This is a genomic window from Parabacteroides sp. AF14-59, from assembly GCF_003479515.1.
In the GTDB taxonomy this organism is placed as follows: Bacteria; Bacteroidota; Bacteroidia; order Bacteroidales; family Tannerellaceae; genus Parabacteroides; species Parabacteroides faecis.
On the sequence record NZ_QUHH01000030.1, the window covers coordinates 37,063 to 52,778 of the forward strand.

Here is a 15,716-nt window from a genome sequence, read left to right on the forward strand (position 1 = left end):
TCACTCCTCTTTTTTCTCCGCTAAAACATAAACAGCGACTTTCGGACCTCCCAGGCGAACGATACGCCCCTCTCCTCTCAACAACTTCAGATCCTGCTGGGCTATATAACGGGAACAAACATTCACTCCCATGCAATCGGAACTGGTGAGCTCCCTGTGATTCGATAAATAGCGGAGAATACGTTCCTGACGTTGCTCGGGAGTGTAAGCCACTTTTTTCCTATAATCCGTCGCCCTCTCGAAATGCATGGAACTCATTTCCTTTTTCAATTCCTTACAGGCCCGAAAAACAACTTTCGAAAACCGGATACTTTCGCCCCTGATCTCCTTCGGATCATGTATAGGCGGACATTTAGCCGTAACATAAAACGAGCCGATTCCATCTATTTCCACCGGATCACCCTCCTTCAGTGCCCGAACCAACTCTTCTTTAAAAAAAGTCATTATACCTTTGACCTCTCCTTCATTGAAGGTACTGCGATCGGCAATTATCTCACATAGCTTATCAAAACGCAACACCTGCCCTTCCACAATACGGGCATGTAATACTCCCTTTTCTTCCTGTCCGGGAGAATGAGGATTTTCGTAAAACAGATACTTTGCTGGCATATATACATTTGTTTTTTCTATTCCTTACCTCACTTGCAAGTAAGGAGTAAGTCAGTACTATTTAAGGCAAATCCTATAACTCTTTCGCTTAACGACTAGGGTCAGTATGCTTAACCACCTTCGTCATCAAGCTTAACGACACAGGTCGCAAAGCTTAACGATAGCCATCCTTTAGTTTATAAGTCATAGCTAAAGGTATAGTTTATTATTGGTTTTGTGGTAATATACAGGGAGAAAAGTGTTACTTATTTTAAGTGTAGGAGAACATGAAACTCAAAAGGTGAACGGTTTAAGCCAACCATTCACCTTTTCGAGAACCAATCACCGACCATTCACCAACTTAAAATAAAAAGAACCAGCACCTTATGAGGCAAAAATGAAGGATGAACGGTTATATTCTCATTTTACATAGAAACAAGATCTTTCTCCATCCAATTTAAGATACAACGTTTTCGTCCCTTCTATTTTGTAATAATAATCTTCTTTTTTATCACATCTGTTCCAGCATATCTCCTGAGGATTAAAAACAATCTCATAATCAATCAAATCCGTATTCCATTCCGGATGATAATCCTCATCGTCTGTACTACAAAGTAACTTTATCTCGTCCCCCTCGATCCTATATAAATATTGGCAGAAGTGCAGAGGTGAAAAATTATTCGAACACAAATAATAGGTTTGCCTCTTTTCATCTTTCAGTTGGAATATTTTCTCTATTTGCGTATTGCCTTTAGTTCCGATGGCTTGTACTTTAAAACCATTTTTTTGCTGATAGATCAGGAAGGAATAAAGAGGATTACTTGCCGACCATTCTGGATAATATATCACTCCCACACTATCATTGGCCGACTTAAAATCAGCCAGAAATGATATTTCCGGACAAAAACGAGCAGCTTGTTCCAAATAACGGAAAAAGAAAACCTCACCCGAATTAACATCTTCTTCATCTCCAGGACCATGGCTGTAATAATAACCCTGCTGAAAAGCCATCTGTTTCAGGGCTCCTTTAACCTCTTCCACCGGATAGAACTTTCGTTTGCCGGCAACATATCTATCCAGTTCCCGAATACTTTCACGAACTTCTTCCACCCCTCCGTCTTCCGGACAATGTACCCAAATCTCAGCCCCACAATGCTGTTCCAATGAATCAAAATAAGCAACCAGATCTCGTGGCTCGCCTACGACATATTTTCCGGGGATAGCTGTTATATCGTTTCCACCCGTTCCTTTTCTTTTATCCGAACAGGAGGAGAAAGAACATGCAACAAAACATAGAACCCAAAGCCCGAGATATAATTTATAACTAGTGTTTAATCTTCCTTTCATATATTCTAAACATTATTTTAATTCTCTTCTTCGCACTTCATCTACCCCTGTTATTGTATTGAGATGTATAATCACATCCTGCAGCTCTTCAACAGAGTGAACTGAAAAATCTATTGTACAATCTACAATTTCATCCACTGTTACAGTTGTCAGATTCACAATAGATAGTTGCAATTTATTCGTAATGCAATCGATCAAATCACTAAGCAAATGATAACGGTCAACCGCCTTTATGCTGATACTTACCGGATAAAGAATATCTTTGTCTTCTTCAAAACTGACAGAAACAATTGAGTCTCCATTTTGAGAAGCCAAACAGATCGCAGATGCACAATCTCGTTTATGGATAGTAACGCATTTATCGGCCTCTGTAAAACCAATCACTTCATCACCAGGCAACGGATGACAATGCGGACAACGTTTATAAGGTATTTTTTTCATTCGGGACAGATAGGTTCGCAAATGACGTTTGGCTTTATAAGTAAGTACATGGTTTATCCAATCTACTTGGGGATAAATATGTTCATTTATACCGATCTCCACACAATCCCCCCGATGCAACACGGTTTTTACAGAACAGAGTTTGCCATTGATACGGGCAAATTGAGCATGTTTACCGATACGACTATGAATTTCGAATGCAAAATCAAGAGCAGTTGCCTTCTGTGGTAAAATAATCGGACGCCCTTTAGGAGTGAACACCATTATATCATCATTATAGAAAGAGGTTACCACACTTTCCATAAAGCTGCCTTCCTGACTGTGATAGGCTATATCCTGTAATACAGCTTTAAATTTTTCAATCCAGTTTTCTATATTCTTTTCCGTACGATCGGCCACACAACCCTGTCTTGAATTATGTACCATACGTTCAGAACTAATATGGATTTCCTCCCATATACCCTGTTCGCAAAGCAGTTTGACATGAAAACTTTGATAACCGTTTTCTTTGGGCGAATCAATATAGTTCGTAATACCGCCCGGCTTCTCCTTAAATACGTCCGTCAACAGAGAATAAATACGAAGGCTTATATTCTTCTCCGATGCCGACTGGTCATCAGGAAAAATAATATGAATAATATGTCGGTAGTCCAAATGCCAAAAGTCTCTTCCTGTAACCTGCATTTTACGCCATACGCTATAAGGAGTCCTATACACTACCTCCAAGCGGGCCTGTATCCCGTTATCCAATAACAAACGACTGATCCTACCGGTAAAATATTCCAGTCTGGCTTTATTATCAGCTTCGTCTTTTTGCAGAAACTCTGCCAGCATTGCATATTCTCGTGGACAACGATAACGCAGACTCAGGTTCTCCAGTTCGGTTTTTATATCATATAATCCCAGCCTGTTAGCCAAAGGAGCATAAAAATAGTCCGTTTCTCCGGCTATCTTCATTTGTTTGTCCGGACGCATGCTGTCTAATGTTCGCATATTATGCAGCCGATCAGAAAGTTTGATCAGGATAGCACGGATGTCATAATGTACCGAATCAAGCATTTGTTTGAAATTATCCAGTTGCTTCGACATCTCATAATGTTCTTTTTTCTGTTTAGTAACAACACGTACCAGAAAAGCGACATCCTCTCCGAAACGCTCCTGTATATCCTCGATAGTAAACGGAGTGTCTTCCACCACATCATGCAAGAAAGCTGCTATCACAGGATTTGCTCCCAGCATTAATTCCTTACCAACGATATAGGCCACTGCTATAGGATGAATAATATAAGGCTCTCCCGTCTTGCGCTTTTGAGATTTATGCGCTTCGTCAGCCAAAGCATAAGCTGCTTTAATCCGTTCCATCTCTTCCTGAGTTACTCGTTGTTCCATAGCTTGGAAAAGATCTGTTACTTGCTGACGGATATGTTGATCGTATGATTGTTCCATAATAAACTATTTTCTTCGTTACAGACTACTTTCAATTGCTAATAAATTTGTTTTCCCGCTTCACAAAAAGCATCCGAAGCTACATAACGCAGATTCACCGGCCTATTTATTTGTTCTATATTAAAACAATTATAAAAAGCCAAATCTCCTATACTTTCTAAAGTTTGAGGCAAATAAACTATATGAAAATTATCTAAGCTTTCAAAAGCATTTGCACCTATATGAGTTATCCCCTCTTCTATACGTAGAATATGAGGCATTACCCCATAACGTTCACAGCCAATCCAGGGAGCTTGCCCTTCCCCAAAATAAGAGTCCCAATGGTTTATATAGTCAGGTATTTTTCCAACTCCAGAGATAGACAAAATTCCGTTTGAATATAATGTCCAATACAAATTCTTATCAAAACTCTCCCTGTGCAGAATTTTGGATACATTACTTTTATTTATATCATTACTATGATTGAAACGCAATAACAATTCGGATGTTAGAGGTTGAAAGGGGGAACGCTCTCCAAAAACGTCTTTAAACGGTTGAAAATTCATTCCATGAGAATTAGCATCCTCTTTTATCACAAAAAAGATTCTTCGGAATATATGTTTAAATTCCTGCTCATCAAAAACTTCTTTAAATAACTCAGCAATGTGCTTTGGAGGGTTTGCAAAAGCGCCACATCCTAAAGCACCTAAAAGAAGCGTTTGCTGTCCATTTAGGATGGCTATCCTCAAAATTGTACGTATTTTATTCTTAACGCCTTCTACTAAACAGTCATCAATACGCCATTCACCATTTTGATCAATGAGTTTTGGTCTGTTCATCCCAGAAACGGCTATAAAATTAACCTTCCAAGGCTTTCTCAATAAACGATAACCATTTTCTTCCGAACTACGAAAGACTGTAACATCAGGAGAAAAACATCCTCCGAAATTCTGATCAAGCGGATATTGTTTAACTGCTGCTGGAATGCCATAGTTCGATGAAAAAGATCCGTATTGAAATAATGAACGATAATAATCCGTACAACGAAAAAGATACTCTTCTTGTGCTCCTGCCCCACTATATACTCCTCCACCCGGATTCTGACGACTAGCCATGTTCAACACGCTCACACTATCATCTATCACAGCAACTTTCCTCGCATACTCAAGACAATCTGAATTTATAGCTGCAATTTCAGTTTTATATAGAGGACTGTTATAAGCAGGATGAATTTCTTTGTCATACAGTTCTGTTTGCCTGGTCAGATCCGGATTCAAATCCAGCCGGACAACACGTCCGCACATTGTCATATATGACCCGGCTTTGACTATTTTTACTGTATTTTCAAAAACCTTCTTCCGTAAATCTCTACAAATACCTCTATCTGATTGACTGTCGGCACTTCTAAACTGTTTTATCCAACCGTAATCATCCCAAGTTATTTCATATAAGAGCTTATTCTTCATCATATCCTAACATAATTGTATATTTTACATTTCCTTCCTGCATCATAAAATAAAACACTTCACTCTCCTAGTCATGAACAAACCAAAAATCGGCATTCTGTAATGCTTCGTTGATTGTTAATTGAATAGTTTTCATCATATAACGCAATATTAATTTGTTAATACTTCAGACTCTATCTCTGGAAACCAACGGTCCAGAATATTATCTACTTTCCATTGTATTTCCGGAGTAATATATTTACAAACTTTTTGATAAGCTATCGTTAATGATACGATTTCATCTATCCAGCCAATAACAGGTAAACGTTTAGCAGATATTAAATCAATTGGAAGTACTAAATAAGAAAGCGCAGAAACTATCAGAAGTTTATCTGATTTCGGTGTATCCGGACTTTTCAGCACATAATACAGCAACAAAACAGGACGTGCGCTCACTCTTCCAGCTTTTCGGGTGTATTCGTCGATCTTTTCCCACAACATAAAATAATTGATAATACTTCTCTTTTCCATGATAATATTGTTTTAATCGTTTCTTATAGAGAAGACATAAACATTGGAAAACTATCACTGAAATAAAAAAAACACGGAACTCTCATTAAATTCCGTATTTCTTATTTACCCAATATTTTTATAGTAGTTATTGCCCAATTAATTAAAATATACAAACATTCTTATAATACTTTGATTAATCAATTTCTTTATCCGAATGATAAATAATCCGACTTTCTGCAAGGCGTTTTAAATACATCCCATTGGACTGAGGGTCGGCTAAAAGCATAGCATATGCTATGATGATTGCAGGATCTTTCATTCTCAACTTATTACGTAAAAAAGTAACATCTATACCTTGAATTGCTTCAAATTCAGAAATTTCACCCGTTTTCATCCATGTTTTTAACATTTCTCCTGGCTTACCATCAAAATTAATTAAACGGTCAATGGTTTGTTCAAAACCATACTGATCTGCATATCCTTCCGTAATAAGGCGGACTTTCAGTTCTTCTCTATTTATAGTATTCATTATTATGCGAATTGATCGTTAATAAAATCCTTTGTAATATTTCTCACTACAGTCTCTCCTGCATATCGAGAATCAATCTCAAGAGGATTGTATTTATATCCCCAAGGGTCGAATGCCCACGGTTGGCTATTTGAGTCGTAAATAGCAGTTGCTGCCGTCCATTCATTTTTCACTTCATCTGAAACATTGTGATATCCATTTATGCATTCATTTTGATATTGATGGCGCAATTCGTGAGTAATAGTGTTTACAACTTCAAGCGGCGAACCATAGTTAATAAGCATATCGTTAGTAATATGAATGCTACCATCCCCATTATTATATCCTAATACACCAGATTCAAGATCTTCAAAAATAACACCAGAATATTTCTCTAGTTTGAAAGCTTCAGCTACTTCTGCAGCATAAGCCTTTGAAATACCCTGACGTTCAGTCAAAGATAAATTCATCCAATTATCTATAACGCCGGGATTAAAAATTTCTTTGGCTGCTGCAGAACATTTGTCAATTCCAAATTCGCGAGTTTCATAAAAATCTTCTCCAAGACCTTTTAAAGCCTGCGTATCGGACTTATCTGCAAAAAAATCTTTTACATTCTCATAAGTACCTTTAAAAAAATCACATACATCTTCTTTAACAGATTCATGAAAATCATCTATTTTTATACCAACAGCTTTTATACTATCTAAAAAAGATATTTTGCATTCATCTATCTTTTCACAAACTACCGGCATTTGTGAAAGCTTATGAAAAGTATAGTATCCGACTTTAGCTGCACTTCCATTAAAACTCATTTTGTCTAATGACTTATTAAGTTCCTGGTCGTTGAGCAAGTCACTAACTTTAGCTAATTCAGCCAAAGGAGAAGATGCTCTTAACCCCTCTGAGTTATTCAAATCTAAGTTCATTCTAAAATTTGTTTATTAATTTCTTGAAACCATGCATTATAAATCTTGTATTTCGTATCAGAACCTTCACTATAGTCTTTCATCAATGATTGACGAATAGCCAAGTCCATGCAAGAAGGTATTTCCACATGTTCTGTTATCAATTTCGATAATTCCTCATTCAATTGAGAGAAATCTTTAGCTTTGTAAACGAGACGTTCAACATCCATTTTAACTCCAAGAATATCTGTTACGATTTTCGACAATTTACCAAAATTCTCATCTTTCCAAAATGAAATATCATTTGAATTATATTGCGACACCAATTCTCTCAATACAATTTTCGTTGATGTAGATCGTTTTATATTGTCGATAGATTGATTTATTAAATCTAAATCAGGTTCAACGCTAGTAGATAAACGACCTTTGAGTAACAGTTTCAAAATTTCAGTAGTTGCTATGTCAGCTTCGTTCCAATTAGTTAAACAATTAGTCGGAGTAAATACTTTTCTCTCACCATTGAAAATATCAATCTGACAAAGAACTGGGTCTATCCAGTCATTCTGATAAACTACGGCTATACCTGTTGGAAGTTTTGCTATTTCATCTATTTGATAGTCTTTCATACCGGCCGCTTTACCAGCTATACGACGATCATCGACATCTGGTAGACGCATAATAATTTTAGTGTTGGTATTTTTAATTGCTGCAGGATCAACAGATGTTGGTGATTGATCAACAATAACGAAACCCTCACCATAGGTACGCATTTCTGCAATGGCATTAGTTAGCATCTCAACAGACTTTCCAGTAATATTACTACCTTCCACTGATCGCTCTGTAGAAGTGCGCTTGAGAATATTATGTGCTTCTTCAATAATAGTTATATGTCGAAGTTTGCTATTCGCTTCCGTAACAGAGGTCACTCTGTATTCACTTAATCGCATTATTAGGATACCCATTATAAGCGATTTTGTTTCTTGTGACCCTACACGACTTAAATCAATAATAGTATTTTCGTCAAAAAGGATTTTATCAGGAATTTCATCAGACGAGAAAATCTCACCGTTTATACCGTTTGTTAACGATTCAATACGTGTAACTAAAGACCCTATATAATTACTTTTCACCTCTTCGGAATATGCGGAATTATTTATCGTCAACACTAATTCATTTAACAAATCCACAAATGTAGGGAATAAATGATCTGAATATATATTTGAAGATTTTATCAAATTCCAACCACAATTTTCATAAGCTGTGAGCATAGATTTCTTAAGTACAGCAGGCATAGCGGCATACATCGGCCAACAGACATTAAATATTTCAATCAAACGATCAATATGCTCCAACACATGAATTCCTTTTGGGAAACGGAAAGGATTGATACACAGCAATTTTGTTATTAAAGGATTTGTTCCAAATACATTTATATTTCCAAATATATTCTTATACTCTCCCTTTGCTGGTTCTATGATGAGAAACGTTGCACCTACTTTTGTTGCTTCATCAATAAGTTTGTAAATAGTCTCACTCTTGCCACATCCAGTCGATCCTGTAATAAAAGTATGCTGAGTTAGACTCTTAGCATCCAGTTTTACTTTGTTTTCTAAATGACTGACCCCCTGGTCAAATATACAACCTATCTCAATAGGATTTTTAGAAGGACGGGCATTGTGTCTAACGACCTCTTTCGCTAAGGAAACATGCTCAATGACTGGTAATCCAGGCACTGATTTACGAGGTAGTCCTAACATCAAAGCCAACTCCTTGCTACTTACAAGTGATGTACCTGGTACTTCTACGGTTGTATTCATATTATCCTTTGCATAAAGGAAGACTGGATGGATAAAGTTAACGACAGATGCTTTAATATTATTAAAACGCTCCTGATATTTTTCATTGTTCTGAGTAAACCAAGTATTGAGAGCCGAAGTTTCTATACCAGACCCTTCTCCCTGCATAATAGATCTGAAAATAGTAGCACCAGTCTCAGCAGTTGCACGATCATTATCATAGGAAAAAAAATAGGCACTAGCAGACCAGAGCCCAGTACTTTCTGATAATTCAATACGTTGCAATTGTTTATCAATGAGTTTAAGAACTTCTTCAATATGCTTATTATGAACTGTTAGAGTAAAATTTTTAGAAGAACCTATTGTTGATGTATTACCACGCGTGTCACTTAACCCTTCTGTATGTGATCTTCCTTTTGTATAATTATCAGTCTCAGAACTTCCTATTGAAGTAAAACGACCTTCTGTTTCACTTTGACTCTCAGATTCATTACTACTTTTTGTTTTCCCGAAAACGATACCTCCCAAACTAGCAATTGCCCCTGCGCCCATCAATACTAATCCAGCAGGAGCGCCAACACCTGTAGCAGTAAGAACAGAGCCTGCCATAACCAATGATCCTGCAAGTTGACCACCTTTACTCCAAGCGTTCGGTTTTGACTCACCTTTTGACGTGCTCTTTGAAACTGCTTTTCCGATATTTTCACCTGTAGTATTTGTAGTACCAGAACCATGCGTTTCACTATCTGTAATTGAATCAGTGAGACTTTTTGTCCTGCTGATGGCATTAGCTAGCGATTCATTAGTAGAGTATGCAAGTTGTTGAGTGGCTATTGATGATAACTGCGTATATATGTTCTCATATCCTAACCTAATATTACGAATTTCTTCCGATGTAATATTAGATGCTAGAATAATCGCAGTGTATTCCTTTCCTTGCATAGCAATAGCTAGCTTCTCAATACCTTGAATATAGTTGATATTAGTATAGTTACCTTTCTCGCTTTTATATGCAGGAACTCCGACACAGGAACTGAGACTTGCAGCCTTATTAAAACGGTATGACAAACTATCTTGCAAAGATGACGAAGATCCTTTTTCAATTTTCGATAAATCCTCAAGGATAATACCAGGAAACTGTCCCTTTATTGAATTATAAAATGCATCAGCAACAGAGCGGGTTGTACGATTATCGTCATTATTTCGTACACCCAAATAAAAATCAGTATGATCTTTTTTTCCATCCACTATTAAAAATAGAGAACTATTAGTAAAGGTCATTGCACTAATAGTACTCACAAATTTGTCGGTAGCATACTCATCTTTCTCATAGGCCATCTTATTTATCTTAAAAAGAATTACATTATTGTCGTCATCGTTGAAAGATATTTGCATTACCTCCATTTCAGACAAGTTAGATAAGTAACTTTTCAACACTATATCGTCTACCATACCTAAAGCGTTGTTAGCAGTACTAACATAAGCTTGCATCTCTTGCTCATTTTTTAATTCTGATGATTCAGTGGAAAAGGCTACATCTGTCCCCTGAGCCACCATGTTTTCTAATAAACCACAGTCACCTTGAATATCTTCCCCAACATCATCGGATATTAATCGAACCTCTGCAGGTTTATTAACTCTTTTATTGCGATCATATATTGTTGCCATTTTACTTTCTGCTATCATTATACAACATTACACCACCTACTATTAACACGACTCCTCCTAACACAGTTAAGAGTGTTTTACCTGCACAAATACCAACAATTGTAAGTATAGTACCTCCAGCAGTTATTGTTCCATTAGTTGTATTAATGCGAGTACGCTGTTTCTTATCAGTATACTTCTCTCTTTCTGAACATTCACGCTCTTTTGTCTCCGTATCATTTATTTCTTGAGCTTTACTTCGACCAACGACTTTTATCACTGCCTCATAAAAGGCTAGTTTCTCTTTTGAGAAGTTTGAATCCAAATCACTCTTTACTTCGAATAAAAACTCTAGATTCCAAACCTCTTGAGGAGGTACAGAATAATTAGCCTCCTTGTTTTCTTCAAAAAGATCCGAAATATGACTCATTGCAAATGATAACATTTCCCCAAAAGTATTTCCACGAGGATCAAGCAAAAGTTCGTTAGATAACGATATTCTGACTTTTGCTAAATTCTTGTTTTCTACTGCATTTATAAAATCTCGTTTCATTGTGTAATATTTTAAAATTTTATAAGTTTATTGACTCTATCAATTATACTTTGCATCCACTTAAGATTTTCTTGTTGCTCTATTATTGCTTCAGCTGTAGTATTAGCTTCATTAATTGATATTTGAAGCTCATTTAATTTCTGTTCAAGAACTAGATTAATATCTAAAAGTATTTGATTTAATGACAACTTTATACGACTTGTTTCATTTTTGACATGTTTCAATGATTCTATCTTAGCTTCATCAAGTTGCAGTTGGATCGGCTCAAAATAACTACCAACAACTTCCGACATATTGACATATTCAACATATTTAGTAACCCACTCTCTAACAATTTTGTCACGATATTTTGTTTCATATCGTACAGAACCCCATTGACTAGGTTTCCAAAACCAGTTAGTCTTCTTTTCTTGGTATGACTCTCTGATCATTTTATTTCTAAATTGACCTTCATCTTCTTTCTTTATTTTTTCAGTCAAAAGGTCTGACAAATCTGTTAATTCTTCCGCAACAAAATTCAACGGATTTATACTCAATGCATTGTCATTAAAGACAATTCCTAGATCCTTAATATATGACTTATATTGATCTATAATGATATTACAAAGACGAATAAAAGTATTATTGAGAATTGTTTCAATACGCACATTTAATTGATTAAGAATAGCATCACTTTCATTTTGAATATCCTTAATTTGTTTTTCAGCTTCAGATTTCAATACCTTTGAACTATTGTTGTATCTAAAAATAATTTTATTGATTTTGGCCCTAAGAGACAACAGATAGATATCCACCTCATTTTCAACATCTTTAATCAAATCAATTTTATCAATCATTGTTGCTAGAACCTGTGCAGATTGCCCCATTTGAATCTTGTTTCTTATCTCTTTAATAGCCAGATCAAGTTCCTCTTTCTTTGCTGAATTTTGCCGAATCTCTTCTTGAATAGCAGCTATAGCCGCTAATTCTGTCAAACGATCATTAAAAGCTTGAACAAGATCATAAACTTTGATTGTCCGAGCATATTTGTTTATATATTGTCCAATAGCTTTTTCTATTGATACAATTCCACTATGAATCTCTATTTTAGTATCATCATCTGCCACTTTTAGGTCGTCTTCAAACTTAAGCCTAACCACGTGAGGAAGATGCGAATAATGATAATATGATTCAAAATGAAAAGAATCATATTTTCTAATTTTACGTTTGAAATTATCAAGTGCAGATGGCTCTTCATCTTCAGAACGAAGTTCCAAAGCGACTAACGAAGAAACAGGAAAAATATTCGGCTCATAAATTTTTCTAGACTCAAGATCCACCTTGGCAGATTTTAAAGCATTCTCGATGCAATCGAGTCCGTCATCTTTAGGATTAGGTTTAAAATCGTCCATCTTATTCATTACAAAGATAAATCTCTCTCTGGATTGTTTCCCTCCCGAATTCATACATTGGCAGACAAAATCAAGCAAATCTTTCTCATCTGTTATACCCAATGCTTGACCATTCATTACAAACAATACGAGCGATTTATCCGAATCTGAAAGCATTTTGTAAGTTAATGTTTTATGACGCTCGTCACGCGCATTGTTTGGACCAGGAGTGTCTACAAGGACTAATTTCATACCAACGGAATCAACACAAGGAATACGTCCCTGAATTTCAATGTTTGAAACCCTCTCATCTTCATTCCATTGTTTCATTACATCTAAAGAAACATCTTCATTTCGAAAAATTTCTTTTCCAAATGCATCAAAAGCAATGGCTAGAAAGTTCTTTTGGTCTGTATCAATAATTTTTACAATAGTTGCCGTAGTAGCTTCCATTTTAGCAGGCATTAATTGCTTGCCTAAAAGGGCATTAATAAGAGTTGATTTCCCCGAACTCATTGTTGCAATTACATTAATCTCAAATTCTTGGTTCTTCGCTTTTTCGAATGCTGTAATTATTGATTCATCACGAAGTGCATCTACCTTGCCTTTTTTAATTTCTTCGAAAATTTTATCTACATCAGCCTCAACATCTGCTACATCTGGTGTACAGTGATGATTAAACATTGTAACCTCTACTTTTTTACTCTGTGACTTAAAAGCGATTTTCAAGTCATCAAAATCAGCTTGAGTTCCTGTGAAATCTACTTCATAATTCTTATCTGAATATTCACTAACAAGAATATCAGGTAAATTACCAGCCCATTCTTGTAATCTAAGTTTACCAAAGTTTAAAGAACTATTAGCTTTAGGCTTCTTGTTATCTATTAATATCTCTGTAGATATCAAAAACGGATTGTACTTTATTTCAATCTTCTTCATTGTAAAAATTTAATTAGTTTTTCCAAAACAAATATTCCCGTATGATCCAATATTGATTTCTGCTTGCTAAAACTGTATTTAGTATAGTTCTCAAGAAAATAATACTTCCTAGAAAACTTAGCTTTCAAAATATCTAATTCAAATAATTCATCATCATCCAAAAAAGACGTTTTTAGGTACAGTTTGATCATTAAAGCACCAAAAGCTGACAAAGGAACAATTAATGGCTCATGATGTTTCTTATCATTTAGAACTTTCTCAAAATCATTAAGCATTTTCTTTATAGAATCATTTTGTTGTTTAAATCTATCAAGCTGATTTAAAACAAATATTATAGGCTTATGAGTATGTTGAATCGTATAGTCAAGTAATTCACTTTCATCATTGGTTGCAAAATATTGACCATTTGCCACAAAAATCATTGCATCATAATCATTACCACAAATTACTTGTTTTGTTATTTCTCCATGACTAATATCTTTACTATAATTGGTACCAGGAGTGTCAATTATACAAATCCGTTCTGAAGAAAGATAAGAGTCAAAGTGTAATCCTGCAGACATAAAATAATCACTACTTACAAACTCCATATCATTACTATAAACAAATTTATTCTCACCTATATTTACTATTAAACCATCCTCATATGGTTTGTTATAAATGTAACAAAGATGACTAGTACACGCTGTTGTTTTAATTCTGTTGATACGATATCCGACAAGTGCATTAATAAGTGTAGATTTACCCGCACTCATAGTCGCAACAACAAGAATCTTCTTCAATGGTTTCGCATGGAATTTAATATCTAAATATCTATGTTGTTGAAGTGAACAGGGAATACTACTACTACTTGCAAAAAACAATTCACTTTGAAAATACTTATAATTTTCTGTTAAAATATCTCTTGTAAAAAATCCACAGACTTTATCTAAGAGAAAAGTATATGTACAAATAGCTAATCTAGGGTCTAAAGTTGAAGCTAAATAAAAACAATCAAAAACAAACGATTGTCTCATTATAGAGAAATATATATCGTCACTTTCTCTACAAAGAGCAGCCTTTATATAAATCCAATCAAAAGTATAATTCCACGATGTTTTTGGTACATATCCTAAAATTGAATAAGCCCAAACTTCAAATAATAATTTTGCACGATTGTTAGAGTTGGAGATGTAACACATAAATTCCCCAAGTCCCATAACATACTGAAGATTAAAAGGTTCATCAAATTTCTTAATTGGATGATCTGAAATACTAAATGTATGCGTTAAAAATTGCTCCATTTTTCGCTTTATTAGTCATATGTAATTATTATTTTATATTATCAACTTGATCTTCATTAAATCGTCGTTTAAGTTCATTAAATCGTTCTATTTTATTTAATGATTCTCCTATAACTTTCAATTCAAAGTATTCATCATCTAGTAATAAATCGGAACTATTTCTTATACCAGATATAATATCCATAACCTCCATTATCTCCTCATCATTAGCTGCATCACCTATGATTAAACACTCCAATGGAGTAGCGTTACTATCAATATACGCTGCTAACATCTCATCAGAAATATTATTCATAATACTCCTCCTTTCTACCCATAACGATTTTTAACTGCATAAGTGCTCTACGATGAATGTTGTATAAATTATCAACAGTTATTTTCATTTCTTCCGCTAATGACTCCGGATGTATTTCTTTTAAGTCCAACGCCTCGATAACCTTGCGGTATCTTTCATTAGGCATTTTCTTTAATGCGTTACAAACATCCATCTTGCAATCTATAAACATAGTTACATTGGTTATTTTATCCATTTCTTTATTTAGAGTCTCATTTGATCTATTTTCTATCAGTTCATATTTCTTTTTTTGAAAGAAGCGTACTGCTACAACGCTCGTCCATGTCATAAGCTTACTCCTATAATCAAATTGGCGAACTTTGTACCAATCCTTATCAGCCATATATAAGTATAATTCACTAATTAATTCCTTTTTATCTATATTCCCAGCAAATATATTTTGTATAATATAAATAAAAAGTGAAGAGCATCTCTTTAGAAAGAAATACTCAATTACAACCTTGTTATTAGCAAGAATGCCATCAATAATCTGTTTGTCTGTATATTGTTCCAAGTCCATTGCTCTATAAAATTCATGTAGGCTATATATGCCTAAAGACAAATGTATTTAATAAAGAAATATCCCAGTTTACCGAAATATGTCATCAACGATTATCTA

General features: G+C 35.0%; 13 protein-coding genes. All 13 read right to left on the minus strand.

Annotated features, from left to right (window positions below):
- The 13 genes from DWW23_RS22945 to DWW23_RS23005 all read right to left on the minus strand — a co-directional run bounded on the left by DWW23_RS22945 (position 1) and on the right by DWW23_RS23005 (position 15,617).
- Positions 1-609: an HU family DNA-binding protein gene (locus tag DWW23_RS22945; RefSeq protein ID WP_122356575.1), complete on the minus strand. Its 609-nt coding sequence runs from the start codon at positions 607-609 to the stop codon at positions 1-3.
- Positions 610-1,008: 399 nt separating this feature from the next.
- Complete coding sequence (locus tag DWW23_RS22950) at positions 1,009-1,935, minus strand: hypothetical protein (protein WP_122356577.1); 927 nt, start codon at positions 1,933-1,935, stop codon at positions 1,009-1,011.
- A gap of 12 nt (positions 1,936-1,947) precedes the next feature.
- Positions 1,948-3,822, minus strand: coding sequence for an HD domain-containing protein (locus tag DWW23_RS22955; protein ID WP_122356579.1), 1,875 nt, complete (start codon positions 3,820-3,822; stop codon positions 1,948-1,950).
- Positions 3,823-3,860: 38 nt separating this feature from the next.
- Entirely contained in the window at positions 3,861-5,270 is a 1,410-nt protein-coding gene (locus tag DWW23_RS22960; protein ID WP_122356581.1) for a TIGR02452 family protein, read from the minus strand.
- Positions 5,271-5,417: 147 nt separating this feature from the next.
- A complete protein-coding gene (locus tag DWW23_RS22965; protein ID WP_187576713.1) occupies positions 5,418-5,780 on the minus strand; it encodes a YkvA family protein in 363 nt (120 codons plus the stop codon).
- Between the two features lie 172 nt (positions 5,781-5,952).
- Positions 5,953-6,288 (minus strand): hypothetical protein, encoded by a 336-nt coding sequence (locus DWW23_RS22970; protein ID WP_122356585.1) that lies wholly within the window; start codon positions 6,286-6,288, stop codon positions 5,953-5,955.
- Between the two features lie 2 nt (positions 6,289-6,290).
- Positions 6,291-7,196, minus strand: coding sequence for a hypothetical protein (locus tag DWW23_RS22975; protein ID WP_122356587.1), 906 nt, complete (start codon positions 7,194-7,196; stop codon positions 6,291-6,293).
- Positions 7,193-10,639, minus strand: a complete 3,447-nt coding sequence (locus DWW23_RS22980; protein ID WP_158583234.1) for an ATP-binding protein — start codon at positions 10,637-10,639, stop codon at positions 7,193-7,195. The genes DWW23_RS22975 and DWW23_RS22980 overlap by 4 nt, the downstream gene beginning before the upstream one ends.
- A gap of 1 nt (position 10,640) precedes the next feature.
- On the minus strand, positions 10,641-11,171 hold the full coding sequence (locus DWW23_RS22985; RefSeq protein WP_122356591.1) for a hypothetical protein: 531 nt from the start codon (positions 11,169-11,171) through the stop codon (positions 10,641-10,643).
- Between the two features lie 11 nt (positions 11,172-11,182).
- Positions 11,183-13,480, minus strand: coding sequence for a dynamin family protein (locus DWW23_RS22990; protein WP_122356593.1), 2,298 nt, complete (start codon positions 13,478-13,480; stop codon positions 11,183-11,185).
- On the minus strand, positions 13,477-14,763 hold the full coding sequence (locus tag DWW23_RS22995; RefSeq protein WP_122356595.1) for a dynamin family protein: 1,287 nt from the start codon (positions 14,761-14,763) through the stop codon (positions 13,477-13,479). Before DWW23_RS22995 ends, DWW23_RS22990 begins: the two co-directional genes overlap by 4 nt.
- Before the next feature lie 28 nt (positions 14,764-14,791).
- Positions 14,792-15,058 (minus strand): hypothetical protein, encoded by a 267-nt coding sequence (locus DWW23_RS23000; RefSeq protein WP_122356597.1) that lies wholly within the window; start codon positions 15,056-15,058, stop codon positions 14,792-14,794.
- Entirely contained in the window at positions 15,051-15,617 is a 567-nt protein-coding gene (locus tag DWW23_RS23005; RefSeq protein WP_122356599.1) for a sigma-70 family RNA polymerase sigma factor, read from the minus strand. The genes DWW23_RS23000 and DWW23_RS23005 overlap by 8 nt, the downstream gene beginning before the upstream one ends.
- Positions 15,618-15,716 lie beyond the last annotated feature (99 nt).

What these genes read in the sequence shown, in the direction of transcription:
- DWW23_RS22985 (WP_122356591.1), bottom strand. Translation starts at nt 11,171, where the DNA reads ATGAAACGAGATTTTATAAATGCAGTAGAAAACAAGAATTTAGCAAAA.
- DWW23_RS22990 (WP_122356593.1), bottom strand. Translation starts at nt 13,480, where the DNA reads ATGAAGAAGATTGAAATAAAGTACAATCCGTTTTTGATATCTACAGAG.
- DWW23_RS22995 (WP_122356595.1), bottom strand. Translation starts at nt 14,763, where the DNA reads ATGGAGCAATTTTTAACGCATACATTTAGTATTTCAGATCATCCAATT.
- DWW23_RS23000 (WP_122356597.1), bottom strand. Translation starts at nt 15,058, where the DNA reads ATGAATAATATTTCTGATGAGATGTTAGCAGCGTATATTGATAGTAAC.
- DWW23_RS22945 (WP_122356575.1), bottom strand. Translation starts at nt 609, where the DNA reads ATGCCAGCAAAGTATCTGTTTTACGAAAATCCTCATTCTCCCGGACAG.
- DWW23_RS22975 (WP_122356587.1), bottom strand. Translation starts at nt 7,196, where the DNA reads ATGAACTTAGATTTGAATAACTCAGAGGGGTTAAGAGCATCTTCTCCT.
- DWW23_RS23005 (WP_122356599.1), bottom strand. Translation starts at nt 15,617, where the DNA reads ATGGACTTGGAACAATATACAGACAAACAGATTATTGATGGCATTCTT.
- DWW23_RS22970 (WP_122356585.1), bottom strand. Translation starts at nt 6,288, where the DNA reads ATGAATACTATAAATAGAGAAGAACTGAAAGTCCGCCTTATTACGGAA.
- DWW23_RS22955 (WP_122356579.1), bottom strand. Translation starts at nt 3,822, where the DNA reads ATGGAACAATCATACGATCAACATATCCGTCAGCAAGTAACAGATCTT.
- DWW23_RS22980 (WP_158583234.1), bottom strand. Translation starts at nt 10,639, where the DNA reads ATGGCAACAATATATGATCGCAATAAAAGAGTTAATAAACCTGCAGAG.
- DWW23_RS22960 (WP_122356581.1), bottom strand. Translation starts at nt 5,270, where the DNA reads ATGATGAAGAATAAGCTCTTATATGAAATAACTTGGGATGATTACGGT.
- DWW23_RS22950 (WP_122356577.1), bottom strand. Translation starts at nt 1,935, where the DNA reads ATGAAAGGAAGATTAAACACTAGTTATAAATTATATCTCGGGCTTTGG.